At 74.2% G+C, this 24586-nt stretch carries 28 protein-coding genes; 18 read left to right on the top strand and 10 right to left on the bottom strand.

The window, feature by feature from the left end; all coding sequences use genetic code 11:
- The first annotated feature begins 162 nt into the window (after positions 1 to 162).
- Positions 163 to 777 (top strand): RNA polymerase sigma factor, encoded by a 615-nt coding sequence (locus tag DSM104299_RS28335; protein ID WP_272475033.1) that lies wholly within the window; start codon positions 163 to 165, stop codon positions 775 to 777.
- Positions 774 to 1526 (top strand): anti-sigma factor domain-containing protein, encoded by a 753-nt coding sequence (locus DSM104299_RS28330; protein WP_272475032.1) that lies wholly within the window; start codon positions 774 to 776, stop codon positions 1524 to 1526. Before DSM104299_RS28335 ends, DSM104299_RS28330 begins: the two co-directional genes overlap by 4 nt.
- A gap of 5 nt (positions 1527 to 1531) precedes the next feature.
- Here the strand turns inward: DSM104299_RS28330 and DSM104299_RS28325 are convergent, their stop codons facing one another.
- Positions 1532 to 2227 carry a stage II sporulation protein M gene (locus DSM104299_RS28325; protein ID WP_272475031.1) on the bottom strand — a complete coding sequence of 232 codons (696 nt, stop codon included), beginning with the start codon at positions 2225 to 2227 and terminating at the stop codon, positions 1532 to 1534.
- A 55-nt stretch (positions 2228 to 2282) separates the two neighbouring features.
- Entirely contained in the window at positions 2283 to 3011 is a 729-nt protein-coding gene (locus DSM104299_RS28320) for a polyprenol monophosphomannose synthase (protein ID WP_272475030.1), read from the bottom strand.
- Positions 3012 to 3050: 39 nt separating this feature from the next.
- On the opposite strand from DSM104299_RS28320, the gene polX reads away from it, so the two are divergent.
- Positions 3051 to 4805: a DNA polymerase/3'-5' exonuclease PolX gene (gene polX / locus DSM104299_RS28315; protein WP_272475029.1), complete on the top strand. Its 1755-nt coding sequence runs from the start codon at positions 3051 to 3053 to the stop codon at positions 4803 to 4805.
- 3 nt (positions 4806 to 4808) lie between these two features.
- Positions 4809 to 5423, top strand: coding sequence for a LysE family translocator (locus tag DSM104299_RS28310; protein WP_349294608.1), 615 nt, complete (start codon positions 4809 to 4811; stop codon positions 5421 to 5423).
- Here the strand turns inward: DSM104299_RS28310 and DSM104299_RS28305 are convergent.
- Both DSM104299_RS28305 and DSM104299_RS28300 read right to left on the bottom strand, forming a co-directional pair.
- Positions 5407 to 6240, bottom strand: coding sequence for an SDR family NAD(P)-dependent oxidoreductase (locus DSM104299_RS28305; RefSeq protein ID WP_272475028.1), 834 nt, complete (start codon positions 6238 to 6240; stop codon positions 5407 to 5409). The two genes, DSM104299_RS28310 and DSM104299_RS28305, sit on opposite strands and share 17 nt — an antisense overlap.
- Positions 6241 to 6268: 28 nt before the next feature.
- On the bottom strand, positions 6269 to 7279 hold the full coding sequence (locus DSM104299_RS28300; protein WP_272475027.1) for a glycosyltransferase: 1011 nt from the start codon (positions 7277 to 7279) through the stop codon (positions 6269 to 6271).
- A 24-nt stretch (positions 7280 to 7303) separates the two neighbouring features.
- On the opposite strand from DSM104299_RS28300, the gene DSM104299_RS28295 reads away from it, so the two are divergent.
- Positions 7304 to 8005: a DUF554 domain-containing protein gene (locus DSM104299_RS28295; RefSeq protein ID WP_272475026.1), complete on the top strand. Its 702-nt coding sequence runs from the start codon at positions 7304 to 7306 to the stop codon at positions 8003 to 8005.
- Here DSM104299_RS28295 and DSM104299_RS28290 read toward each other — a convergent pair.
- Positions 8002 to 8532 carry a hypothetical protein gene (locus DSM104299_RS28290; protein ID WP_272475025.1) on the bottom strand — a complete coding sequence of 177 codons (531 nt, stop codon included), beginning with the start codon at positions 8530 to 8532 and terminating at the stop codon, positions 8002 to 8004. The two genes, DSM104299_RS28295 and DSM104299_RS28290, sit on opposite strands and share 4 nt — an antisense overlap.
- The gene (gene otsB, locus DSM104299_RS28285; RefSeq protein ID WP_272475024.1) at positions 8529 to 9335 is read right to left on the bottom strand and encodes a trehalose-phosphatase; all 807 of its coding nucleotides are present in this window, start codon (positions 9333 to 9335) and stop codon (positions 8529 to 8531) included. Before otsB ends, DSM104299_RS28290 begins: the two co-directional genes overlap by 4 nt.
- A 17-nt stretch (positions 9336 to 9352) precedes the next feature.
- Between otsB and DSM104299_RS28280 the strand changes: the two genes are divergently transcribed.
- The 6 genes from DSM104299_RS28280 to DSM104299_RS28255 all read left to right on the top strand — a co-directional run bounded on the left by DSM104299_RS28280 (position 9353) and on the right by DSM104299_RS28255 (position 14160).
- Complete coding sequence (locus DSM104299_RS28280) at positions 9353 to 9742, top strand: sulfite exporter TauE/SafE family protein (protein ID WP_272475023.1); 390 nt, start codon at positions 9353 to 9355, stop codon at positions 9740 to 9742.
- A 173-nt stretch (positions 9743 to 9915) separates the two neighbouring features.
- Positions 9916 to 10299 carry a sulfite exporter TauE/SafE family protein gene (locus tag DSM104299_RS28275; RefSeq protein ID WP_272475022.1) on the top strand — a complete coding sequence of 128 codons (384 nt, stop codon included), beginning with the start codon at positions 9916 to 9918 and terminating at the stop codon, positions 10297 to 10299.
- The gene (locus tag DSM104299_RS28270; protein WP_272475021.1) at positions 10296 to 11651 is read left to right on the top strand and encodes a sensor histidine kinase; all 1356 of its coding nucleotides are present in this window, start codon (positions 10296 to 10298) and stop codon (positions 11649 to 11651) included. Before DSM104299_RS28275 ends, DSM104299_RS28270 begins: the two co-directional genes overlap by 4 nt.
- The gene (locus DSM104299_RS28265; protein ID WP_272475020.1) at positions 11648 to 12325 is read left to right on the top strand and encodes a response regulator transcription factor; all 678 of its coding nucleotides are present in this window, start codon (positions 11648 to 11650) and stop codon (positions 12323 to 12325) included. The genes DSM104299_RS28270 and DSM104299_RS28265 overlap by 4 nt, the downstream gene beginning before the upstream one ends.
- 105 nt (positions 12326 to 12430) lie before the next feature.
- Entirely contained in the window at positions 12431 to 13369 is a 939-nt protein-coding gene (locus DSM104299_RS28260; RefSeq protein WP_272475019.1) for an ABC transporter ATP-binding protein, read from the top strand.
- On the top strand, positions 13366 to 14160 hold the full coding sequence (locus tag DSM104299_RS28255; RefSeq protein WP_272475018.1) for an ABC transporter permease: 795 nt from the start codon (positions 13366 to 13368) through the stop codon (positions 14158 to 14160). The genes DSM104299_RS28260 and DSM104299_RS28255 overlap by 4 nt, the downstream gene beginning before the upstream one ends.
- A 6-nt stretch (positions 14161 to 14166) precedes the next feature.
- On the opposite strand, the gene DSM104299_RS28250 is transcribed toward DSM104299_RS28255, so the two are convergent.
- Positions 14167 to 15090, bottom strand: a complete 924-nt coding sequence (locus DSM104299_RS28250; protein ID WP_272475017.1) for an HDIG domain-containing metalloprotein — start codon at positions 15088 to 15090, stop codon at positions 14167 to 14169.
- 34 nt (positions 15091 to 15124) lie between these two features.
- Here DSM104299_RS28250 and DSM104299_RS28245 point away from each other — a divergent pair, with 34 nt between their 5' ends.
- Together DSM104299_RS28245 and DSM104299_RS28240 are read left to right on the top strand one after the other, a co-directional pair.
- Entirely contained in the window at positions 15125 to 16015 is an 891-nt protein-coding gene (locus DSM104299_RS28245) for a PAC2 family protein (protein ID WP_272475016.1), read from the top strand.
- A complete protein-coding gene (locus DSM104299_RS28240) occupies positions 16016 to 16768 on the top strand; it encodes a N5-glutamine methyltransferase family protein (RefSeq protein WP_272475015.1) in 753 nt (250 codons plus the stop codon).
- Here the strand turns inward: DSM104299_RS28240 and DSM104299_RS28235 are convergent.
- From DSM104299_RS28235 to DSM104299_RS28225, 3 genes are all read right to left on the bottom strand, one after another.
- Complete coding sequence (locus DSM104299_RS28235; protein WP_272475014.1) at positions 16765 to 17184, bottom strand: hypothetical protein; 420 nt, start codon at positions 17182 to 17184, stop codon at positions 16765 to 16767. The two genes, DSM104299_RS28240 and DSM104299_RS28235, sit on opposite strands and share 4 nt — an antisense overlap.
- Positions 17185 to 17230: 46 nt before the next feature.
- Positions 17231 to 17932, bottom strand: a complete 702-nt coding sequence (locus tag DSM104299_RS28230) for a GNAT family N-acetyltransferase (protein ID WP_272475013.1) — start codon at positions 17930 to 17932, stop codon at positions 17231 to 17233.
- A 102-nt stretch (positions 17933 to 18034) separates the two neighbouring features.
- Positions 18035 to 19111, bottom strand: coding sequence for an XdhC family protein (locus DSM104299_RS28225; protein ID WP_272475012.1), 1077 nt, complete (start codon positions 19109 to 19111; stop codon positions 18035 to 18037).
- A gap of 184 nt (positions 19112 to 19295) precedes the next feature.
- On the opposite strand from DSM104299_RS28225, the gene DSM104299_RS28220 reads away from it, so the two are divergent.
- From DSM104299_RS28220 to DSM104299_RS28200, 5 genes are read left to right on the top strand one after another with little or no spacing between them, the layout of a single operon-like run.
- Positions 19296 to 20558 carry a M24 family metallopeptidase gene (locus DSM104299_RS28220; protein ID WP_432419793.1) on the top strand — a complete coding sequence of 421 codons (1263 nt, stop codon included), beginning with the start codon at positions 19296 to 19298 and terminating at the stop codon, positions 20556 to 20558.
- A complete protein-coding gene (locus DSM104299_RS28215) occupies positions 20555 to 21541 on the top strand; it encodes a thiamine pyrophosphate-dependent dehydrogenase E1 component subunit alpha (protein WP_272475010.1) in 987 nt (328 codons plus the stop codon). The genes DSM104299_RS28220 and DSM104299_RS28215 overlap by 4 nt, the downstream gene beginning before the upstream one ends.
- Before the next feature lie 3 nt (positions 21542 to 21544).
- Complete coding sequence (locus tag DSM104299_RS28210; RefSeq protein WP_272475009.1) at positions 21545 to 22756, top strand: dihydrolipoamide acetyltransferase family protein; 1212 nt, start codon at positions 21545 to 21547, stop codon at positions 22754 to 22756.
- A 21-nt stretch (positions 22757 to 22777) separates the two neighbouring features.
- On the top strand, positions 22778 to 23770 hold the full coding sequence (locus tag DSM104299_RS28205) for an alpha-ketoacid dehydrogenase subunit beta (RefSeq protein WP_272475008.1): 993 nt from the start codon (positions 22778 to 22780) through the stop codon (positions 23768 to 23770).
- Positions 23767 to 24585: a 2-keto-4-pentenoate hydratase gene (locus tag DSM104299_RS28200; RefSeq protein WP_272475007.1), complete on the top strand. Its 819-nt coding sequence runs from the start codon at positions 23767 to 23769 to the stop codon at positions 24583 to 24585. The genes DSM104299_RS28205 and DSM104299_RS28200 overlap by 4 nt, the downstream gene beginning before the upstream one ends.
- Position 24586 lies beyond the last annotated feature (1 nt).

Below are 24586 nucleotides of genomic sequence, written 5' to 3'. Positions count from 1 at the left end.
AAGACCCTCCAGGGTCGGAGATGGACGAACGTGGCGTGGTACGCGTCCCGGGCCTGCGCCGGTTGAGCGGATCCGCGCCGCGTTGGCCGCGGAGAGCGCCGGCGCGCCGCACGGCGCCGCCGGACAACCGATCGGCCTCCGCGTCCGTATCGAGCGTGTGAGATGTCCGCCGCGCTGGAGCTCGAGGTGACGCCCGCCGGCGCGGCGCATGACGCGCCGCGGCCGACGAGCTCGCTCGCGCGCCGGGCCGACCGGCGAACGGTCGACGGGCTCCGCGCCGGCGACCCCCGCGCGCTGGAGGCCGTGCACGAGCAGTGCGGCGCGGCCGTCTTCGGCTACCTGCGCCACGTCCTGCGCGACCGCGCCACCGCCGAGGACGTCTGCCAGCAGGTCTTCACTGAGATCTGGCGCCGCGGCAGCCAGTACGACGCGGCCCGCGGCTCGCTCGCGACCTGGGCGCTCACCATCGCCCGCTCGCGCGCGGTCGACGAGCTGCGCCGCCGCCGGCCCGAGCCCCACGATCCCGCGGAGCTGCCCGAGCCCGCGGCGACCGGGCCGGCGCCCGAGGACGCCGTGCTCGATCGCTGGCGCATGGCCCACCTGCTCGCGCGCCTGCCGACCGACGAGCGCGCCCTGCTGCGCCTCCGCTTCTACGGCGAGCTGACCCAGACCGAGATCGCGCAGCGCACCGGCCTGCCGCTCGGCACGATCAAGAGCCGCATGGTTCGCGGCCTCGAGCGTCTGCGCGGGCTCCTGGACGAGGAGGGCCTGGCGTGAGCGCGCACCGCTGGCCGCTGTCGCCCGCCGCCGTCGCGCTCGACCTCGTCGAGCCCGACGAGCGGCCGCTGGCGACCCGCCTCCTGGCCGACGAGCCCGCCTTCCGCGCCGCGGTCGACCGCCACCGCGCCGCGAGCGCCGCGCTGGTCGCGCTCGACGAGGACGCTTGGTCCCCGCAGACGCCGCCGCCGCTGGACCGCGCCCGCGTGCTCGACGGGGCGGCCGGAGCACCGCCGCCGGAGCGCGCGGCGGGCGCATCGAGCGATCCCGCCCCCGGCGCCCCCGCGCCCACGTCCCGCCGGCCGCGCCGTCTGCGCCGTCCGCGCCGCGTCGTCGCCGCCCTCGCCACCGCGGCCGCGATCGCCGCGGCCGTCGTCCTCGTGCTCACCAGGAGCCACGACGACGACGCCATCCCCGCTCCGCCGCCCACCACGCTCGCCCTGCGGCCGCTCGACGGCGTCGCCGTCCGCGCCCAGCTCGTCGTCGATCCCTCCGGCACCGAGGCCGAGCTCCGCGCCGCGGGCCTGATGCCCAGCGGCGCGCACGACTACTACGAGGCCTGGTTGGCGGACGCCAACGGCCGCATGGTCTCGATGGGCACGTTCCGGGTCCCGGCCGACGGCCGCGTCGACGTGCACATGCCGGTCGCGGTCGACCTCTCCGACTACCAGCTCGTCGACGTCTCGCTCGAGCCCGACGACGGCAACCCGGCGCACTCGGACCGCTCGGTCCTCAGAGCGCGCCTCTAGGACGCTCAGCCGCGCAGCGCGAGGATCACGTGCGGCGACACGTACACCTCGATGAACGCCGCCGCGACCACGAGCGGGATCGCGATCGCGACCGTCGTGAACGTCGCGGCCAGCAGCTCGGACCACGCGCCACGGCGGCTGGCCGTCGTCCACGCCGCCAGCGGCAGGAACAGCCCGATCAGCTCCGGGACCGCGTGCGGCAGGATCCCGACGACGAGCAGCTCCGGCGCCATCCCGCCCTGCGCCGCCAGCGTGCACGCCGCGCCGCCGAGCACGTAGGCCTGCGTGAACAGCGAGAACGTCGTGGCGCACACGACGAACGCGATGGCCAGCGGGCCCGCCTTGTCGTGGACCCAGCGCCACACCCCGGAGTACCGCTCGGCCTCCAGCGGCAGCGAGCTGCCGGCGATGAAGCCGGCCACGCACGCCATCGCGTGCAGCGCGAGCACGAGCGAGTTGCGGTACAGGATGTGCGCGACGTCGCCCAGCGTCGCCGTCGCGGTCAGCCCGGGCAGGAGGATCGGCGTCGCGTCCGGCGTCGACAGGTGGGCGATCACCACGACGCTGGCGAGCAGCAGCGCGCAGATCGCGGCGGACAGCCCCAACCACGGGCCGATCGTCGCGAACGGGCGCGCGTTCCAGCGCTCCAGCGTGCCGCGCGTGTCGCGCAGGCCTTGGACGAGGACGAGCTCGGGGGCCATCTCCCCGGTCGATCGACCGCCGCCGGCGCGGCCTTGAGCGCCGGGCCCGCCGGGCTCAGCGCCCGGAGCGCCGCAGGCGCGGCACCAGGAACATCGCCTCGATCGCGATCCTCGCGCTCATCTTCGACTTCCCGCGCAGGCGATCGCGGAACGTGATCGGCACCTCGACGACCCGGAACCCGCGCCGGATCGCGCGGTTGGTCAGCTCGACCTGGAACGCGTAGCCGTGCGCCTGGACGCTCGGCAGGTCGATGGACTCGAGCACCTCGGCGCGGAAGCACTTGAAGCCGCCGGTGAGGTCGCGCACGGTCAGGCCGAGGATCACGGCCGCGTACAGCGAGCCGCCGCGCGAGATGATCCGGCGCACGAGCCCCCAGTCCAGGACGGCGCCGCCGGCGACGTAGCGCGACCCCAGCGCGACGTCCGCGCGCCCGTCGCGCACCGGCTCCAGCAGGCGCGCGAGGTCGTTGGGGTCGTGCGAGAAGTCGCTGTCCATCTCGAACACGAACGCGGCGTCCTGCGACAGCGCGTGCCGGAAGCCCGCGAGGTACGCCGGCCCGAGGCCCTCGCGCGCGGTGCGATGCAGGACCTCGACCTCGTCGTGATCGGACGCGAGCCGATCCGCGATCCGCCCCGTGCCGTCGGGCGAGTCGTCGTCGACGACGAGGATCCTGAACCCCTCCGGCGCGGCGACGCGCAGCACGTCGAGCGCGGCCGCGACGATGAGCTCGATGTTCTCGGCCTCGTCGAAGGTGGGCAGGATGAGCCAAGGCAGACCGGGCATGGGGACGGCGAAAGACTAGGGACGTAGGCTGCAAGGGAGATGCCCGACCCGAGTAACGCCGCCATCGCCGCCGCCTTCGACGAGCTCGGCGACCTGTACGAGCTCGACGGCGCCGTCGTCCATCGCGTCGTCGCCTACCGCAACGCGGCCAAGGCGGTGCGCGACGCGCCGATGTCGGTCTCCGCGCTCACGCGCGAGGGCAGGGTCACGACGCTGCCCGGGATCGGCAAGACGCTGGAGGAGAAGCTCCGCGCGCTGCTGGAGACCGGGACGATCCCCGCGGCCGAGAAGCTGCGCGCGAAGTTCCCGCCCGGGCTCATCGACCTCACGCGCCTGCCGGGCCTGGGCCCCAAGCGCGCGCGCCGGCTCTTCGACGAGTTGGACATCGACTCGCTGGACGCGCTACGCACCGCCGCCGAGCAGCAGAAGCTCCGCGGCGTCAAGGGCTTCGGGCCGAAGTTCGAGGAGACGGTGCTCGCCGCGTTCGCGGCCGGCGTCGCCGAGAAGGCGGCGCCGCGCGTTCTGCTGCACCGCGCGACCGAGCTCGGCGACGCGATCGTCGACGAGCTGCGCCGCCATCCCGCCGCCGTGCGCGTGGAGCTCGCGGGCGGCGTCCGGCGGTTGGCCGACAGCGTCAAGGACCTCGACATCGTCGCGGCGTCCGACGACCCGCCGGCGCTCGCGGCCGCGCTCGCCGGCATCGACCTGGTCGAGAGCGCGAGCAGCAGCGGTGAGAACGCCGCGCGCGCCCGCACCCACAACGGCGTGTCGCTCGACCTGCGCGTGGTCGAGCCCGACCAGTTCGGCAACCTGCTGCAGCACTTCACGGGATCCAAGAACCACAACATGAAGCTGCGCGAGCGCGCGGTCCGCAAGGGCCTGCACGTCTCCGAGTACGGGATCCTCGACGACGCGACCGGCGAGACGCTGCGCTGCGCGAGCGAGGAGGAGGTCTACCAGCGGCTCGGCCTGCCGTGGATCCCGCCCGAGCTGCGCGAGGACCGCGGCGAGCTGGAGGCCGGCTTCGTCATCCCCGAGCTGATCGTCCAGGCCGACCTCAAGGGCGACCTGCACTGCCACACGATCGCCTCCGACGGCCGCAACACCGCCGAGGAGATGGCGCGCGGCGCGCTGGAGCGCGGGCTCGAGTACGTCGCGATCACCGACCACTCGGCGACGCACGGCTTCGGCAACGACGTCAGCCCGGACGCGCTCAAGCGCCAGATCGAGCTCGTGCGGTCCATCAACGACAAGGTGGACGGCATCGAGGTGCTGGTCGGGACCGAGACCAACATCCTGCCCGACGGCGCGCCGGACTACGACGACGACCTGCTCGCCGAGCTGGACTGGGTCGTCGGCTCGGTGCACACGAGCTTCGGGATCTCCGAGGCCGACATGACCAAGCGGATCGTCACCGCGATCGAGCATCCGTACATCGACTGCATCGGCCACCTCACCGGGCGCAAGATCGAGCGGCGCAAGCCCTACGAGCTCGACACCGACGCGGTCTTCGCCGCCGCCGCGAAGGCCGGCACGATGATCGAGATCAACTCCGCGCCCGACCGCCGCGACATCAACGACGTCCACGCGCGCGCCGCGAAGGCCGCGGGCGTGACGATCGTCATCAACACCGACGCGCACGGCGTCTCGACGCAGGGCAACTCGATCTGGGGCATCGCCACGGCGCGCCGCGCTGGCCTCGCGAAGGACGACGTCGCCAGCACGCTGCCGTGGGCCGAGTTCGCGCCGCTGCGCAAGCGGGTGGCGGCGGCGGGTCGCGGCGGCAAGGGCTGAGCGCTGCACAGCCTGCTGCTCGGACTCTCGCTGGGGATCAGCGCCGGGGTCGCCCCGGGCCCGCTGCTGGCCGTCGTCATCCGGACGACGCTGGAGGGCGGGTTCGCCGCGGGCGCGCGGGTCGCGCTGGGGCCGTTGCTGACCGACCTGCCGATCATCGCGGTGGCGGCGGTGCTCGCGACGGCGCTGCCGGAGGAGGGGCTGGCGGCGCTGGGCGTCGCGGGCGGGATCTTCTTGGGGTGGTTGGGTGTCGAGGCGCTGCGCGAGCGGCCGGCGCCGGTCGAGGCGCCGGCGGGCGGCGCGGCCGCTGAGGGCGGCGTCGGCTCCTTGCGGCGCGGTGCCGTCGTCAACCTCCTCAACCCGCACCCGTGGGTGTTCTGGATCGCGGTCGGCGTCCCGATCCTCGGCGACGGCAGCGTCGCGCAGGGGATCGCGTTCATCGTCCCGTTCTACATCATGTTGATCGGCTCCAAGCTCGTGGTTGCGGCGGCGCTCGGCGCCGGGCGCGAGCGGCTGCTGCGCGGCAAGGGCTACGTGCGCGCGCTGCGGACCTCGGGCGTCCTGCTGCTCGCCGCCGGCGCCGTGCTCGCGGTCGAGGGGATCAGGCAGCTGCGGTGAGCAGCAGCGCCTCGGTGCGGTCCCAGAGGCCCTCGGCCAGCGCGTCGTCGCGGGCGGCGGCCGACGGCTCGCGCACCTTCTCGTCGACCACGTAGGCGCCGCTGATCGACGCCGCCGCCGGGTCGAGCGCGAGCCAGACCAGCGACCGCGCGCCCTTGGCCGGCGAGCGCAGGAACGGGCCCAGCGCGGTCAGCCCGGCGCGGTAGAGCAGCCCGTCGTTCTTGCCGAACCCGGTGCGCACGACGCCCGGGTGGAAGCACGTCGCGCAGAGCTCCGGCGCCCGCTTGGCGAGCTCGCGCGTGAAGAGGATGTTCATCAACTTGGTGGTGCCGTAGACGCGCATCGCGCGAAACGGCCGGCGCTCGAACGGCAGGTCGTCGAAGTCGAGCTCGCCCGCGCCGTGCGCGTCGCTGGCCGTCGTGACGACGCGCCCGCCCGCCAGCCGCTCGCGCAGCAGCGACGTCAGCAGGAACGGCGCGAGGTGGTTGAGCGCGAAGGTCTGCTCGAAGCCGTCGGGCGTGACGTGGCGCGCCGTGAACATCGCCCCCGCGTTGTTGGCGAGGACGTCGAGGCGGGGATGGCGGTCCAGCACCTCCGCCGCGAGCCGCCGCACCTCGTCGACCCGCGCAAGGTCGGCGACGTGCTCGTGCACGGCCGCGCCGCCGCCGGCGGCCCGCGCCTGCTGCGCGGTCGCGGCCACCCGCTCGGGCTCGCGCCCGACGATCGCGACCTCGGCGCCGCGCCGTGCCAGCTCGACCGCGGCCGCGGCGCCGATGCCCCGCGTCGCACCGGTGATCAGGACCACAGGACCGCTCATCGCCCGAGCCTAACCGGCGTCCGGCGCGTCAGGGCCGCAGCAGCCGCGGCAGCAGCTCCTCGGCGACCGTCCGGTCGACGGCCGCCCGCCGGAACGGGGCGATCGCGGCCAGCGCGCGGTCGGCGTAGACGGCGTCGTCGGTCGCGTCGTCCAGCGCCGCGCGCACCGCCGCGCCCAGCGCCGCCGGCGACGGGTCCGCGACCCAGCCGACCGGCGCGCCGTCCTCGGCGCCCACGCCGGCCAGCAGCGGCAGCGCCGCGTACGGGCCGGGCGCCGGGGTCGTCACGACCCGCGTCCCGTCGGCCAGCGCCTCGAGCTGCGCGATCCCGTAGTCCTCGCGGCGCGGGGCGGTCACGTAGACCCGCGCGCGGCGCAGCAGCGCGCGGTAGTCGTCGTGGTCCAGCGTCCCGGCGTATCGCACGCCCGGGCGGTCCGGCCCGCGCAGCCCGGCGACGACGAGCTCCTCGTCCTCGCGCCGCACCGCCTCCCACGCCGCCAGAACCCGGTCCAGACCCTTCTTGTAGGGGTTGGTCGCGTAGGTCAGCGCCGCGATGTCGCGCACGCCGCCGGCGCCGCCGTCCGACGGCTCCACGGGGATCGGCACGATCACGCTCTCGGTCGTCGGCGACCCGGCCTCGACCAGCGCGCCCGCGTCCTGGGGCACCAGGAGCGGCGCCTCGCGCAGGCGCCGCCGCTCCACCGGCCGCTGCCACACGCCGTGGCGCCCCGGCCGGTTGCCTGCCGCCGGCGCGTCGAAGCGCACCGCGCCCGGCTGCGGCCACAGCAGCGCCGCGGTCGTGGTCGAGTACACGACGGCCCGTGGCGCCGCCTCCGCCAGCGACTCCACCGCGGCCCGCCGCGCGGCGCGCGCCCACATCAGATCGGTCAGCGCCAGCGTCCGGACCTCGCGCGGCCGCTCGGCGCGGACCAGCATCGCGTCCGCGCCCGCGCGCAGCAGCGATCCGGCGAGCTCGTCCTCGGCCGCACGCAGCCCGTGCGTGGACCCGAGGCCGACGATCAGGACGTCCAACGAAGCCATCTCCTGCCATTCTCTCGCGCCCGCATGCAAGGCACGCTCGTCAACGTCGGCGCGATCCTCCTGGGCACCCTGATCGGGGAGCTCGTCGGTGGCCGCCTCTCGCAGCAGCTGCAGACGCGGATCCTCCACGGGCTGGGCCTCGTCGTGCTCGTCATCGGCATCGACAACGCGCTCGCGTGGCGCGACACCAACCCGCTCTTCGTCCTCGGCGGCGTCCTGCTCGGCGGCCTGGCCGGCGAGGCGCTGCGGATCGAGGACCGCCTCGCGGCCGTCGGCGACCGCGCGCAGAAGGCGCTGAGCCGCGGCGACGCGGAGTCCACCGTCTCGGAGGGGTTCTTCACCGCCAGCCTCGTCTTCTGCGTCGGCGCGCTCGCGGTCGTCGGCTCGATCCAGGACGGCCTGACCGGAAACCACGACACGCTCTACACCAAGGCCCTGCTCGACGGCTTCGCCTCGGTCGCGCTCGCCGCCTCGCTCGGCTGGGGCGTCGCGCTGAGCGCCATCAGCGTCTTCGTCTACCAGGGCGCGCTGACGCTGGGCGCCGGGCTGTTCGACAACATCCTCACCGACGGCAGCGACGCGCTGCTCTCGATGACCAGCGCCGGCGGGATCCTGATCATCGGCCTCGCGCTCAAGCTCCTGGACATCCAGGACGTCAAGGTCGGCAACTTCCTCCCGGCCCTGCTGTTCGCGCCCGCGATCGCGGGCATCGCGTCGATCTTCTAGGAGGGGCCGACGCCGTTGATCGTCGGCCGCTCGCGCCGGAACCCGGGCAGCCGGATCAGCTGCACGGCGCGGAACGGCGAGGTCCGCTCGACGAAGAACGTGACGCCGTCGCGCTCCTCGATCGCCGAGACCGCCGACTCCTGCCGCCGCCACGCCAGCGCCCAGATGATCGTGAAGCCGGCCGCGATGCCCGGGATCTGCGGACCCAGGAACGACAGGGCGACCGCGGCGATGACCACCACGAACAGCGGCCACAGGCGGTTGACGACCGTCGCGCCCGGCCGGACCTCGGGCATCATCGTGCCGGCCTTCGCGTCGGCCAGCAGCCTCGCGATCGGCGGGTTGATCTCGTTGCGCCGGCCGACGAACGACCCGACCAGCGTCGCGGCGACCCACCAGCCGGTCGCGACCAGCGCCAGCGTGTCGTCCTGGTCGCGCGTCGCGGCGACGAGCGTCAGCACGGCCAGCGTGGTCGCCGCGCCGCCGCTCAGGAGGACCGTCGCGCGCAGGAAGTCGACGAACCTCATCCGGCGAGCGTCTCGAGCACGCCGCGCACGCCCAGAGGCCCATCCACCAGGATGTCCGCGGCCTCCTCGAGCTCGCGCGGCGTCTCGTCCGAGGCAACGCCGATGCAGATCGCCTCGCGCAGCGTCCCGGCGGCGACCGCCGCCCGGAGCGCGTCGAAGGCGTCGATGTCGGTCCGGTCGTCGCCCGCGTACAGCGCCACGTCGACCGGCGTCGCCTCAAGCAGCGCGCCCACGCCCAACCCCTTGTTCAACGCGACGGGCGGCCGAACCTCGAGGATCTTGCGCCCCCAGTGGGTCACGAAGCCGGCGGCCTCGGCGCGCTCCGCCACCGCGCGGGCGGCCGCCTCCGCGGACTCCTCGTCGGGCGCGCCGCGCCAGTGGAAGCCGAAGATGACGTCCTTGTCCTCGCCGCGCACGCGCAGCCGGTGCAGCTCCTCGCCCCGCAGCTCGCCCACGCCGAAGGCGCGGACCTTGCGCGCCCACTCGGCGATCTCCGGCGCGATCTCGGGCGTCGTCTGGCCGCCGCGCAGGATCTCGGCCCCGTGGTTCCCGACGTAGGTGATCGAGCCGAGCGACACGATCCGGCGGGCGGTCGTCGCCTGGCGGCCGGACACGCACGCGACCAACCCGTAGCGCTTGGCGATGGCGATCAGCGGCAGGCGCGTCGGCTCGGGCACGTGGGCGTCGTCGGCATGGCGGACGATCGGGGCGAGCGTTCCGTCGATGTCCAGCAGGACCGCGGCGCGCGCGGGATCGGCCAGCAACGGCGCGAGGACGTCGTCGAGGGTCGCGGCAGGGGGCACGCACCTATCATCGCAGCATGCCGCGCCCTGACCCGCAGCTGGCCGGCGGCGCGCAACGCACCTTGCGCCTCGCCGTCATCGGTACCGGTGCCGGACTGTTCAGCGGCCTCTTCGGCGTCGGCGGCGGAACGGTGATCGTGCCGCTGCTCGTGCTGTGGCTCGGCTACGGGACGCGCGAGGCGACCGGGACCTCGCTGGCCGCGATCGTCGTGATCGCCGCCGCCGCGATGCTGACCCAGGGCGCCTACGGCAACGTGCACGTCGGCGACGGGCTCCAGGTCGGCGTGCCGGCGGTCGCCGGCGTCCTGGCCGGGACCGCGCTGCAGCAGCGCGTGGACCCGCGCGCGGTGTCGCTGCTGTTCGCGGCGCTGATGGTGGTCGTGGCGATCACGCTCCTGATCCCATGAGCGCGCCGCACAGCCGCCGAGCGCCGTGGCGCACCCTCGACACCTGGTCTCTGGCATGAGCTCGCCGCACAGCCGCCCAGCGCCGTGGCGCACCCTCGACACCTGGTCTCTGGCATGAGCTCGCCGCACAGCCGCCCAGCGCCGTGGCGCACCCTCGACACCTGGTCTCTGGCATGAGCGGAGGGGCCATCGCCGTGGGCTTCGCCGCGGGCGTCGTCGCCGGGATGCTCGGCGTCGGCGGCGGGATCCTGTTCGTCCCGGCGCTGGTGCTGTTCCTCGACCTCGCCCAGGTCGATGCCGAGGCGACGTCGCTGCTGGCGATCATCCCGGTGGCGCTGGTCGGGGCGGCCAACCAGAAGCGCTACGGGAACCTGCGGCTGCGCGAGGCGATCGTCCTCGGCGTGCTCGCGATCCCCGGCGCGATCGGCGGCGTGGCCATCGTCAACGCGATCCCCGAGCGCCTGACCGAGGTGCTGTTCGCGTTGTTGATGTTGTACGTCGCGTGGCAGATGACGCGCCGGGCGCTCGCCGAGCCGGCGCCCGAGGAGGCGGCATGAGGCGCTCGCCACTGGCGCCGCTGATCGTCGCGGTCGCCGGGATCGCGCTGGCCACCGGAGTCGTCTTCGGCCTGCGCGAGATCGCGCCGGTCCTCTCGCTCGGCGTCGTCTACCTGCTCGTCGTCCTCGTCGTCGCGACGCTCTGGGGGTTCCGGGCCGGCGTCGCGGCCGCCGTGGTCAGCGCGGTGGCCTACAACTTCTTCCACATCCCGCCGACGGGGCGCTTTACGATCTCCTCGAGCGAGAACCTCGTCGGCCTGCTGGCGTTCCTGGCTGTCGCGACGGCGGTGAGCATGGTCGCCGAGCTGGCGCGGGCGCGGGCGATCGAGGCCACGCACCGGCGCGAGGAGGCCGACCTGTCCGCCACGGCCGCGCGCGCCCTGCTCGGCGGCGCGCGCCTCCAGGACGGCCTCGCCCAGACCGCGCACCAGATCGCGCTCGCGCTGGCGCTGCCGTCGGCTCAGCTGGTCCTGGGCGCGCCGCCCACGGCGCCAGACCGCGCCAGCAGCTACCCGGTGGGCGACGGCGCCTGCACGCTCGTCCTGCCCGCGCCGCTTGCGCCCGCCGTCGACGCCCGCGTCCGCGAGCGGATCGTCCCCGCGCTGGAGACGATCCTGACCAGCGCGATCGAGCGGGACCGGCTGCTCGACGAGGTTGTCGAGACCACCGCGCTGCGGCGCAGCGACGACCTCAAGACCGCCATCCTGCGCGCGGTCTCCCACGACCTGCGCTCCCCGCTGACCGCCATGGTCACCAGCGGCGAGGCGCTCGGCTCGCCGGCGCTCGACGACGAGGACCGCGCCGCGCTGAGCGGCGCGATCGTCGCCGAAGGCGCCCGCCTGGAGCGCCTGATCGGCAAGTTGTTGGACTTGAGCCGCCTGGAGGCGGGGGAGGCGGAGCCGCGCGTCGACAGCATCGACGTCGCCGAGGTCCTGACCGCGGCGCGCGACGAGCTGGCGCCCGCGGCGCCCGCGCACCTGATCACGCTCCAGCTCGACCGCGACCTCCCGCCGCTGCGCGCCGACGCCGTCCAGCTCGAGCGCGCGTTCGCCAACCTGATGGAGAACGCGCTCGCCCACGGCGGCGGCCAGCCGGTCAGCGTGCGCGCCCGCGCCGTCGGGCCGCGCATGGTCGTGCGGGTGGTCGATCGCGGGCCCGGCATCCCGCAGGGCGAGCAGGCGCGGATCTTCACGCCGTTCTACCGCGGCGACGACGCGAGCCCGACCGCGACCGGCTCCGGCCTGGGCCTCGCGATCGTCCGCGGGTTCGTGGAGGCCAACGGCGGGACCGTGCGCGTCGAGTCGCTGCCGGGCCAGGGCGCGTCGTTCGTGGTGGAGTTCCCGTTGCCATGAGCCGTCGCATCCTGGTCTGCGACGACGAGCCCCAGATCCTGCGGGCGCTGAAGGTGATCCTGCGCGAGGCCGGCTTCGAGGCCGTGCCCGCCCAGACCGCCGAGGAGGCGTTGGATCGGGCGGCCGTCCATCCGCCCGACGCCGCGATCCTCGACCTCGTCCTGCCCGACGGCGACGGCGTGGAAGTCTGCCGCGAGATCCGGAGCTGGTCGCCGATGCCGATCATCGTGCTCTCCGCGGTCGGCGAGGAGGACGCGAAGGTCCGCGCGCTGGAGGCCGGCGCCGACGACTACGTGACCAAGCCGTTCGGCGCGCGTGAGCTGATCGCGCGCCTGGAGGCGGCGCTGCGCCGCGTCGGTCCGGCGACCGCGACCGAGCCGCGCATCGTCGCCGAGGGCCTGGAGATCGACCTCGCCGCGCACACGGTCACGCGCGACGGGGCCGAGGTCCACCTCACGCCGATCGAGTTCCGGCTGCTGGAGGCGCTGGCGCGCAACCGCGGCCGGCTGATGACCCACCGCGCGCTGCTGGTCGAGGTCTGGGGCCCCGAGTACGCCGACGACGTGAGCGTCCTGCGCGGCCACCTCGCCAACCTGCGCCGCAAGATCGAGCCGGCCGACGGCCATCGCTACATCCGGACCGATTCGGGCGTCGGCTACCGCTTCGCGGCCTAGCGCGAAGCGTCTGTAGCGGCGCGAGCCGCTGCCGCAGCGGATCGACGGGCTCTCCGCGCAGTGCGTGCCGGCCGCGGGTCATTTCTGACATGTCATAGTTGATCGGTGCCTCCGATCATCGACGTCGCCGACCTGCGCAAGCGCTACGCGGGGGCGAAGAGCGAGGCGGTGGCCGGCGTGTCGTTCCGGGTCGAGGAGGGCGAGGTCTTCGGCCTGCTCGGCCCCAACGGGGCGGGCAAGACCACGACGATCGGGACGATGACGACGCGGGTGCGGCCGACGTCGGGCTCGGTCGTGGTCGACGGCGTCGACGTCGTCGCCGATCCCGTCGCGGCGAAGCTGCGCATCGCGGTCGTGCCGCAGCGGGCGAACCTGGACCGCTCGCTCAGCGCGCTGGAGAACCTGACCTTCCACGCCGCCTACTTCGGCTACGGGCGCCGCGAGCGCAACGTGCGCGCGCGGGAGATGCTCGAGCGCTTCGGGCTGCAGGGCCGCGGCGACGACCGCGTCGACAACTACTCGGGCGGCATGGCGCAGCGGCTGATCATCGCCCGCGCCCTCATGCACGACCCGCGCGTGCTGTTCCTCGACGAGCCGACGACCGGCCTGGACCCGCAGTCGCGCCTGTTCCTCTGGGACCAGATGGAGGCGCTGAAGGCGCGCGGCGTCACGCTGCTGCTGACCACGCACGACATGGCCGAGGCCGACCGGCTCTGCGACCGGATCGCGATCGTCGACCATGGCAAGGTCATCGCCTCGGACACGCCGCGCGGCCTGCGCCGCGTCCTGCCGGGCGCCGAGGGCCTGGAGGTGCGGCTCGAGGTCGCCGACGACCCGGCCGCCGCGTTGGGGTCCTTGGGCGAGGTCGAGACCGAGCCCGACGGCGACGGGCAGTTCAAGGCGCGGATCTACGGGGCCGACGTCGCGCCGGGCGCGGCGATCGCCGCGGCCGAGGCCGGTGGCGCGCGCGTCTTGGACCTGCGCCGCATCGAAGGGACGCTGGAGGACGTGTTCGTGCACCTGACCGGACGGGACCTGCGATGAACGGCACCACGACGCGCGCCGCCCAGGTCCGGGCGTTCCTCGCGCTCTGCGAGCGCGACTTCTGGGTGGCCTTCCGGCGCCAGGTCGGCGGCTTCCTCGCCCAGACGCTCCTGCAGCCGGTCTTCTACCTGTTCATCTTCGGCCGCGTGCTGCCGGAGATCGGCGCGGCCGGTCAGGACTACGGCTCGCAGCTGCTGCCCGGCGTCATCGCGCTCACGCTGTTCCTGACCGCGCTGCAGAACACGTCGCTGCCGCTCGTCATCGAGTTCTCGTTCACCAAGGAGATCGAGGACCGGCTGCTCGCGCCGCTGCCGGCGGCGCTGGTCGGCGTCCAGAAGGTCGTCGTCGCGGCGGTGCGCGGGATCGTCGGCGCGATCATCATCCTGCCGCTGGCCACGGTGATCCTGCCGGGCGGCGTCGACTTCTCCGACATCTCGTGGCCGGGCTTCGTCGCGGTGATGCTGATCGGGCCGCTGGCCGGCGCGGCGGTCGGGCTCGTGCTCGGGACCGCGGTCGAGGCGCGCCAGATCAACGTCGTCTTCGCGGTCGTCCTGACGCCGCTGCTGTTCACCGGCGCGACGTTCTACCCGTGGGCGGCGCTGGACTCGCTGCGCTGGTTCCAGGTCGTCACGCTGATCAACCCGTTGACCTACGTGTCGGAGGGGCTGCGCGCCGCGCTGACGACGGCGCCGCACCTCGGGTCCGGCTGGATCGCGCTCGGCCTGGTCGGCTGGACGCTGGTCTTCGGCTACATCGGCGTGCGGGGCTTCGAGCGTCGCGCCGTCGACTGAGATGCCTCAGGCTTGGCCGTCGAGGCCCACGCCGTGCTCCAGTGCGCCCTTGACGGAGGCGTCGAGCGCGTTGAGGCGGTACAGGGCGAGCGCCTCGGCCGAGCCGAAGCGGCGGTTGGGCGCAGCGTCGGCGCCGTGGTGGGTCAGGACGCAATGCGCGAGCGCGAGGCGGCGGTCGGCGTCCATCGCCGGCGCGCGCGTGGCCGCCGCCTCGACGATCCGCAGGCCGAGCTCGACGTGGCCGAGCAGGCGGCCGGCCTCGGACTGCGCGATCTCGGCGCCGTAGGTGAACTCCTCGGTCTTGCCGAGGTCGTGGACGAGCGCGGCCGTGATCAGGAGGTCGGAGTTCAGGCGCGGGTGCAGCTGGCAGGCCTCGAGCGCGAGCGTCCCGACCGCGACGGTGTGCTCGAGCAGGCCGCCGAGGTAGGAGTGGTGGCCGCCGCGGCTGCACGGCGCGCGGCGCCACTCGGCCCGCAGGGAGGCGTCGGCGAGCAGCGCGGCCAGCAGCTGCGCGTAGCCGGCGTCGTGGACCTCGTTGGCGAGGTGCTCGAGGAAGCCGTCGAGCTCGTCGAGGTCGCAGTAGGCGACGGGCAGGAAGGCGGCCGGGTCGGCGCCGGCGTCCTTGGCGATGGCCCGGACGTCGAGCTGGAGCTGGTCGCGGAAGCGCTCCACCCGGCCGGCGACGGTGACGAGGTCTCCGCGGTCGAAGCGCGCCGCGGCGACGTCGGCGTCGCGGAACACGCGGGCCGGGATCGCGCCCGTGCGGTCGCGCAGCTCCAGCGCCAGGTACGGCGTCCCGGCGCGGGACATCAGGCGCTCCTTGCGCGTGCAGGCGAAGACCGCCTCGACCTCGTCGCCGGCGCGGAGCGTGGCGATCGTCGGGGCGTCGGGCGCGGCGGTGTGCGGAGGGGCGGCGACGGGATCCATCATGGAGAGCGGTTCGGATGACGCTACCGTCCTGTCGATGCAGCCGCTCATCTGGGAGAGCCGGCCGGATGGCCTTCGCGCCCCGGCCCTGGTCTGCGCGTTCACCGGCTGGAACGACGCCGGCGACGCCGCGTCCGCCGCGCTGCGCTTCTTCGGCGCCTCGCTGGGCGCGACGCGCTTCGCGCAGATCGACCCCGAGGAGTTCTTCGACTTCCAGGCGACGCGTCCGCGCGTGACGCTCGTCGACGGGGACACCCGCGCGCTGGAGTGGCCGTCGGTCGAGATCTACGAGGCGCGCGTGCCGCGCGCGCCGCGCGACCTGGTCTTGCTCAGCGGCCCGGAGCCGTCGTTCCGCTGGCGTTCGTTCACGCAGCTGATCGTGGACCTCGCCGAGGCGCTGGGCACGCAGATGGTCGTCTCGCTGGGCGCCCTGCTGGCCGACGTCCCGCACTCGCGGCCGGTCGGCATCACCGGGCTGTCGAGCGACCCCACGTTGATCGAGGGGCTCGAGCTCGCGCCCACGTCCTACGAGGGGCCGACCGGCATCGTCGGCGTCCTTCAGGCCGCCTGCCAGGAGGCGGGCATGCCCTCCGCGTCGCTGTGGGCGTCGGTCCCGCACTACGTCGCCGCGGCGCCGAACCCGAAGGCCGCGCTCGCGCTCGTGCGCAAGCTGGAGTCCTTGGTCGGCGTGACCGTCGACGCCGAGGAGCTCGAGCTCGCGTCGGCCGACTACGAGCGGCAGGTGTCGCTGGCCGTGCAGAGCGACCCCGACGTCCAGGCCTTCGTCGAGCGGCTGGAGAAGACGGCCGCCGAGGAGGAGGAGGAGGCCGATCCGACCGAGCTGCCGTCGGGCGACGTGATCGCCCGCGAGTTCCAGCGCTTCCTGCGCCAGCGCGGGCCCGAGGGCCCCGACATCGCGGGGATGTAGTTGGAGGACCTGGTCGAGTTCCTCGAGCGCCACGGGTTCGTGGCGGCGGAGGAGGAGGCGGGCGAGCTGCGCGCGCGGGCCGCGGGCGACGCGGAGTTGTTGTCGTCGATGGTCGAGCGCCGGCTGACGGGCGAGCCGCTGGCGTGGATCACCGGCACCGTCGAGTTCTGCGGGACGTGGATCCGGGTCGACCCGGGCGTGTACGTGCCGCGCTGGCAGTCCGAGCTGCTCGCGGAGCGCGCGCTGGCGCGGCTGGGCCCCGGTCGGGTCGCGGTCGACCTGTGCACCGGCTGCGGCGCGCTCGCGGTGATCCTCGCGTCGTCGGGCGCCCGTGTGGTCGCGACCGACGTGCACGAGGCGTCGGTCGCGTGCGCGCGCGCCAACGGCGTGGACGCGGTCGTGGGCGACCTCTTCGCGCCGCTCCCGCGGTCGCTGGCCGGGTCCGTCGACCTCGTCGCCGGCGTCGTGCCCTACGTGCCCACGAGCGAGTTGTCGTTGTTGCAGCGCGACACCTTCACCTTCGAGACCGAGCTGGCCTACGACGGCGGCCCGGACGGCTGCGCGATCCTGCGCCGCGCGATCGCGGGCGCGGCGGAGTTCCTGGCGCCGGGCGGGACGCTGATGCTGGAGCTGGGCGGCGACGAGGCCGAGCTCCTGCGCCCGGACCTGGCGTCGTCGGGGTTCGCCGACGTCGCGGTGCTGCGCGACGAGGACGGCGACGTCCGCGGCGTCGAGGCGACGCTCGCGCCCTAGCGCTGGGCGGCCGCGGCCGCCGCGTGGCGGCGCGCGACCTTCCCGCGCACGGACACGCCGACGACCGCGAGGATCGTGCCGGCGAGCGTCGTCACGAGCACCTGCAGGATGGCCGGGTCGGCGATCTTCGCGGCGCGGTCGTCGACGACCAGCGCGTCGGCCAGCACCAGCGCCAGGCCGAACAGGAGCCCGCCGAACGCGCCGCGGCGCGCGGCGCTCGCCGAGGTGTCGTGGTCGAAGCCGGCCAGGAAGCCGCCGATGCACGCGATGACGTTGGCGACGGCCCACGCGCCCGCGCCCACGCCGAGCATCGCGCCCGTGACGAACCCGCCGAGCAGCGGCAAGACCACCAGGAACAGGACGCGCAGGGCGGGCGGGCGCTCGGACAGGAGCGGAGGCAGCGGCGACCGGGACATGGGGCGCGAGCCTCGCCGGTCGCGACCCACGGTGTCAACCCGGAACTTACATCCGTGTAACCACGGCGCTCCGGAGCTCGGCCAGGCCGGCGTGCTGCCGGCCGTCGGCGTCGAAGTTCTCCGGCGCCAGCCACGCCTCGAAGCCGGCCCGGACGGCCGGCCACTCGCCGTCGAGGATCGAGAACCACGCGGTGTCGCGGTTGCGGCCCTTGACGATCTGGTGCTGGCGGAAGATGCCCTCGAACGTGAAGCCGAAGCGCCGCGCGGCGGCCTGCGAGCGCGCGTTGGCCGCGTCGCACTTCCACTCCAGGCGGCGGTGCCCGAGCTCGTCGAAGGCGTGGCGCGCCAGCAGGTACACGAGCTCGGTCGCGGCGGGCGTGCGCTGCAGCGCCGGGCCGAACCAGATGTGGCCGATCTCGATGACGCCGTGCGCGGGCTCGATGCGCAGGTAGCTGACGACGCCGACCGCGCGGCCGTCGTCGAGCACCACGGCGTAGAAGCGCGGGTCGCTGGAGGCCTCCTGCCCGGCGAGGTGCGCGTCGAAGCCGGCGCGGTCGTCCTCCCACGGGCCGTAGACGAGGTACTTCCAGAGCAGGGGGTCGCGGTCGTCGCGGGCGGCCGCGTAGAGGTCGTCGCCGTGGGCGCGCGCGTTGAGCGGCTCGAGGCGGACGCGGTCGCCGCGCAGGACGGTCGTCGCGTCGGGCACGCCGGCCGGTCCGCTCCAGGTCAGGACGTTGTCGTCGCTCATGCTCGGGCGATCCTGGCAGGCGGTTTGGCCCGGCGTCCAGGGCCAAGCGACCTGGGGATCCCGGGGCCAACGTCCTGGTCACCCGGCAAACGATCCGGCCGGTCAGCCCTCGACGGCGTGGATGCGGCCGTCGCTGAGGAGGAGGCGGCCGCCCTCGCGGCCGTTGCGCACCGCGACCAGCTCCGCCAGCATCGACAACGCCGTCTCCTCTGCGCTGCGCCCGCCGAGGTCGAGCCCGGCGGGTGCCGCTAGGCGTGCGAGCTCGTGCGGGGCGACGCCGCGCTCGGTCAGGCGCACGGCGCGGTCGGACGTCGCGCGGCGGCTGCCCATGGCGCCGACGTACGCCGCCGGCGAGGCCAGCGCCAACTCGAGCGCCGCGTCGTCGAGCTTGGGGTCGTGGCTCAGCGCGAGCACCGACGTGGCGCGGTCGATCCCGCCGACGCGCGCCACCGCCGCGGCGGGCCACAGGGCGAGGACCGCCTCCGCGTCGGGGAAGCGCTCGGGCGTGGCGAAGCGCCCGCGCGGATCGATCACCCAGCAGCGCCAGCCGAGCTGGCGTGCGAGCGCAGACAGCACGGCGGCGACGTGGACGGCGCCGAACAGCAGCAGACGCGGCGCGGGCGTCACGACATCGACGAACACGGTGCCGTCGTCCAGGTCGAGGAGGCGGCTGCGCTCGGCCCACATCAGGTCGCCGGCCGCGGCTGCGACCTGCTCGTCGAACGACGGCGCGCCGAGCGACCCCTTCCGCGCACCGTCGGCGAGCACGAGCATTCGCGTCCCGGCCGTGTGGCCCCGCACGACGGTCGCGAGCGCGGCGCGCTCACCCTGCTTGCCGGCCTCGAAGAACGTGCCTTGCGGGCTCATGGGCGCGAACCGCTCCACCCACACGTCGATCTCGCCGCCGCACGGGAGCCCGACCTCCCACGCCTGCTCGTCGGCGATGCCGAAGTGCAGCAGGCGGGGGCGACCGTCGCGCAGGATCGTCTCGGTGGCCTCGACGACGGCGCCCTCGACGCAGCCGCCCGAGACCGAGCCGCACAGCTCCCCGCGCTCGCTGACCGCGAGCCTCGCGCCGACGGGCCGCGGGGCCGAGTGGCGGGTGGCGACGACGGTCGCGAGCGCGACGGCCTCCCCGCGCCCGCTCCACGTCAGCAGGCGTTCCAGCACGTCTCGCATGGGCCGCCACGGTACCAGACTGTATTCCTATGCTACACAACACGGTGGCCTTGAGACCGAGATTTGCCGGTTCTACCGGCCTAGTGGCCGCCAGTTCTTGACGCCACCCGGCCCCAGGTGTTTACTGTCACTCGACATGACCGACCCGAGCCGCAGCACCAACATCGCGTCGCGTGGCGCCACCATGGCTGTCGACTGGGAGCAGCGCATCGACTTCGGCCGTCTGCGTGCCGACCGGCTCGCTCGGGCCCGCGCGGCGCTCGAGCGATCGGACTTGGGCGCGGTGCTGCTGTTCGACCAGAACAACATCCGCTACGTCACGAGCACCCACATCGGCGAATGGGCGCGCGACAAGAGCGCGCGCTGCGCGTTGCTCCCGCGCACGGGCGATCCGATCTTGTGGGACTTCGGTTCGGCGGCCCGCCACCATCAGCTGCACGCGCCGTGGCTGCCGGACTCCAGCTGGCGAGCCGGCGTGACGAGCATGCGCGGCGCGCTCCCCGAGCAGACCGGCGTATCGGACACGCTGGCCGGTCACGTCTTCGAGGCGTTGCGGGAGCAGGGGCTCGAGGGCGAGGCGCTCGGGCTGGACCTGACCGACATGGAGACGTTCGCCTCGCTGCAGCGCCAGGGCATCCACGTCGCGAACGCCCAGCCCGTGATGCTCGAGGCGCGCAAGACCAAGACCGCCGACGAGATCGCCCTGCTCGACCAGGCGGCGGGCATCGTGGACGCGGTCTACGAGCAGATCTACCGCTCGCTGCGACCCGGCGTGAAGGAGAGCACGATCGTTGCCGACGCGCAGCGGCTCCTCTTCGAGATGGGCTCGGAGCAGGTCGAGGCGATCAACGCCGTCTCGGGCGACCGCTGCAACCCGCATCCGCACGTCTTCTCCGATCGTGTCCTGCGCCCCGGCGATCAGGCCTTCTTCGACATCATCCACTCGTTCATGGGCTACCGGACGTGCTACTACCGCACGTTCTGCGTCGGCGGCGTGACGAGCGCTCAGCTCGACGCCTATCGGCAGTGCCGCGAATGGCTCGACCGCGCGATCGAGCTCGTGCGACCCGGAGTCACCACCGACCAGATCGCCGCGGTCTGGCCGAGCGCGCAGGAGCTCGGGTTCCCGAACGAGGAAGCGTGCTTCGGCCTGCAGTTCGGGCACGGGCTCGGCGTCGGCCTCTACGAGGCGCCGATGATCTCGCGCCTGCACTCGTTCGACGACCCGGTCGAGATCGAGGAGGGCATGGTCTTCGCGCTGGAGACCTACTGCGCCGCCTCCGACGGCCATTCGGCCGCGCGCATCGAGGAGGAGATCGTCGTGCGCGCCGACGGGCCGGAGGTCATCACGCGCTTCCCCGCCGACGAGCTGCTCGTCGCCGGACGCCAGTACGTGCGCGGTGCCGACCTCGTCGCGGCCGGTCAGCCGGTCGAGGCCCTCTCGTGAACGCCCACGCCGCCGAGGCGGCGCCTCAGCCCGAGGTGGGCGAGACGGCCGCGGTGGCGCTCGACCTGTACCGCCGCATGCTGCTCATCCGCCGCTTCGAGGAAACGATCCAATCGCTCTTCCAGAAGGGCGAGGTGCACGGCACGACGCACCTCTACTCAGGCGAGGAGGCCAGCGCCGTCGGGGTCTGCTCCGTGCTGGAGGCCCAGGACCGTGTGGCCGGGACCTACCGCGGGCATGGGCACGCGCTCGCGCTCGGCGTCGATCCGCAGGGCCTGCTCGACGAGTTGCTCGGCCGCGCGACCGGCGTCTGCGGCGGCCGCGCCGGGTCGATGAACGTGATCGACCTCGAGCACCGACTGATCGGCTGCTTCGGGATCATCGGCGGCAGCATCGCCGCCGCGACCGGCGCGGCGCTCGCGCTGCAGCGCGTCGGCGGCGTCGCGGTCGCCTTCTTCGGCGACGGCACGACGAACCACGGCTACTTCCACGAGTGCCTCAACTTCGCGCAGGTGCGCAAGCTGCCGGTCGTCTACGTCTGCGAGAACAACCTCTACGGCGAGTTCACCCCTTGGGAGGACGTGACGGCGGGGCAGATCCGCGCGCGGCCGGAGGCGATGGAGATCCCCTCGGTCACGATCGACGGCAACGACGTGTGGGCGGTGCGCGAGGCGACGCGCGAGGCGGTCGAAGGTGCGCGGCGCGGCGACGGGCCGTCCTTCGTGGAGACGCTCACGTACCGTTTCGTCGGTCATTCGCGCAGCGACCCCGGTGCCTATCGCAAGCCCGGGGAGCTCGACGCGTGGCGCGAGCGCGACCCCCTGATCCTCGCGCGCGCGAGCCTTGCGGAGCGCTTCGGCGTGGAGGCGGACGCGGTCGCAGCCGTCGACACCGCGGTCGATGAGCAGCTCGGGCAGATGGTGGAGCGCGGCCTCGCCGCGCCCTACCCGACGCCGGGCATCGTCCGCGAGTTCAAGGGCTGACGGATGGCCGAGATCCGCATGCCCAAGCTCTCGGACTCGATGGAGGAGGGCACGATCGTCCGCTGGGTGATCGCCGACGGCGCCGACGTACGTCGCGGCGACGAGCTGCTCGAGGTCGAGACCGACAAGGCAACGATGTCGTACGAGGCCGAGTGGGACGGGACGCTGCACGTCGTCGTGCCCGAGGGCGACACCGTGCCGGTCGGCGCCGTCATCGCGCACCTGCTGGCGGCCGGGGAGGCGCCCCCGGCGCACGAGCCGGCGGCCGCGGCCGCCGGCCTCGCGACCGCGCAGGCACCGGCGGCCCTGGCGGCGCCTCCACGACCCACGGCGGACCGGCCCAAGGCCTCGCCGCTCGCGCGCCGCATCGCGCAAGACCTCGGGATCGACCTCGCCACGCTCGTCGGGAGCGGCCCACAGGGCCGCGTGGTCAGGCGCGACGTCGAGGTGGCGGGAGCGCGGGCAGAGGCCTCCCCGGCCCGTCCGGACGTCCCCGTGACCGGCGGCGACGAAGCGACCGGCGGGCCGATGGGCGTCGTCGCACGCGAGCCGTTGACGCGCACCCAGGTCACGATCGCCCGCCGCATGGCAGAGGCGAAGTCGACGATGCCCGAGTTCACCGTGACGGCGGACGTCGACATGGACGCCGTCGTCGAGCTGCGCGCGCGGCTCAAGGCACTAGACGCCGACGTCACGCCGTCGGTCAACGACATGGTGGTGAAGGCGTGTGCCCTCGCGCTGCGCCGCCATCCGCGTGCGAACGGCGCCTACCGAGATGACGCGTTCGAACGCTATGAGCGCGTGAACGTCGGCGTTGCCGTGGCCTCCGCCGATGCGCTGCTCGTCCCGGTCGTGCACGACGCCGACCGCGCGAGCCTCGGCGCGATCGCCCGCACGACGCGCGCGCTCGTGCAGGGCGGCCGCGACGGCACGCTGTCGGCGGCGGCATTGGCGGGCGGCACGTTCACCGTGTCGAACCTCGGCATGTTCGGCGTCACCCAGTTCACCGCCGTGCTCAACCCGCCCCAGGCGGCGATCCTCGCCGTCGGCGCGCTGCAGCAGCGGGCGGTCGTCCGCGACGGCGCGCTCGCCGTCGGCTGGCACATGACGGTGACGCTCACCGCCGACCACCGCATCCTCTATGGCGCCGACGCCGCCGCGTTCGTCGCCGACATCCGAGCCGAGCTCGAGCAGCCACTGCGGCTCGTGCTCTGACGTACCCAGGAGAAGAACCCGATGCCCACGTTCGACTTCCGCACCGCGATCCGCGACGCGCTCGACGAGGAGCTCGACCGCGACGAGGCGGTCGTGCTGTTCGGTGAGGACGTCGCCAAGCCGGGCGGCGTCTTCGCCGTCACCCCCGGCCTCTACGACCGCCACGGCCCCGAGCGCGTGTTCGACACGCCGATCGCCGAGCTGGCGATCGCGGGCGCCGCGTTCGGGAGCGCCGTCACAGGCCTGCGCCCGGTGATCGAGATCATGTTCGGCGACTTCCTGCCGCTCGCGATGGACGCGCTCGTCAACCAGGCCGCAAAGTACTTTTACCTCTCCAACGAACAGGCTTCCGTACCGCTCGTCGTGCGCTCGGCGGTCGGCGCCGGTGGCCGCTTCGGCGCGATCCACTCGCAGTCGCCGGTCAGCTGGTTCCTCGGCGTTCCGGGCCTGAAGATCGTGGCGCCGGCGACGCCGGCCGACGCCAAGGGCCTGCTGAAGGCGGCGATCCGTGACGACAACCCGGTGCTGTTCCTCGAGCACAAGCGCCTCTACGGGCTCAGGGAGGAGGCGCCCGAGGCGATCGAGCCGATCGCGCTCGGGCAGGCGCGCGTGCGCCGCGAGGGCGCCGACGTGACGCTCGTCTCGGCGATGAAGGGCGTCCACGACTGCCTCGCGGCCGCCGAGCAGCTGGCGGTCGACGGGATCGAGGCGGAGGTCATCGACCTGCGCACGCTGCGCCCGCTGGACCGCGCGACGGTGCTCGACTCGCTGCGGCGCACCAACCGCCTCGCGGTCGTCGAGGAGGGCCCGATCACCGGCGGCTGGGCGGGCGAGCTGCTGGCGATCGTCGCCGAGGAGGCGCTCCACGACGTCGACGACGTCTGGCGGATCGCGACCGACGACCACCCCGTGCCCTACAGCCCGCCGCTGGAGGACGCGTTCCTGCCCTCGGCCGAGCGGATCGTGGCCGAGGTGCGCGAGCGCGTCGGCGCCGTCGCGGGCTCGGCGGCGTGAGCTCGACGGGGCCAGGCCCGGCGGCGATCGCCGCGATGGCGCGGGCGCTGGCCGACGCGCAGTCCACGCGCGTCCCGATCGCCCCGCTGACCGAGCGCTGGCCGGAGCTCAGCCTCGGGCAGGCCTACGAGGTGCAGGCGATCAACGTCGCCGCGCGGCGGGCGGCCGGCGCGCGCCGCGTCGGCTGGAAGGTCGGGCTGACCTCCGCGGCGATGCAGCGCCAGCTCGGCGTCGAGCAGCCCGACTTCGGCCCGCTCCTGGACGAGATGGAGATCGGCGACGGCGAGCTGCTCGCCACCGACGCGCTGATCGCGCCGCGCGTCGAGGGCGAGATCGCCTTCCGCCTCGCGCGCGGGCTCGCGGGCGGCGGCGTGACCGAGGACGAGGCGCTCGACGCGTGCGACCTCGCGTTGCCCGCGCTCGAGATCATCGACTCGCGGATCGCCGACTGGCGGATCGGCCTCGCCGACACGATCGCCGACCACGCCAGCTCCGCGCGCTACGTGCTCGGCGGCCCCGGCGCCGACCCGCGGGCGGTCGACCTCGCGGCGGTCGAGCTGGAGCTGCGCGAGGACGGCGAGACGCTCGACCGCGGTCGCGGCGAGGCGGTGCTCGGCCAGCCGGCCCGCGCCGTCGCGTGGCTGGCGCGCACGCTCACGGTCTTCGGCGAGCGGTTGGAGCCGGGCGAGATCGTGCTCGCCGGCGCGCTGCACGCCGCACAGTCGTTGCGACCGGGGACGACCGTCGAGGCCGTCGCCGGACCGCTCGGCCGCGTGGCGGTCCGCGTCGGCGACGGCCGCGGCGCGCAGGCTTAGG

It is taken from the genome of Baekduia alba (genome assembly GCF_028416635.1).
Classification (GTDB): Bacteria; Actinomycetota; Thermoleophilia; order Solirubrobacterales; family Solirubrobacteraceae; genus Baekduia; species Baekduia alba.
This window is presented reverse-complemented; position numbering and strand designations above follow the sequence as displayed.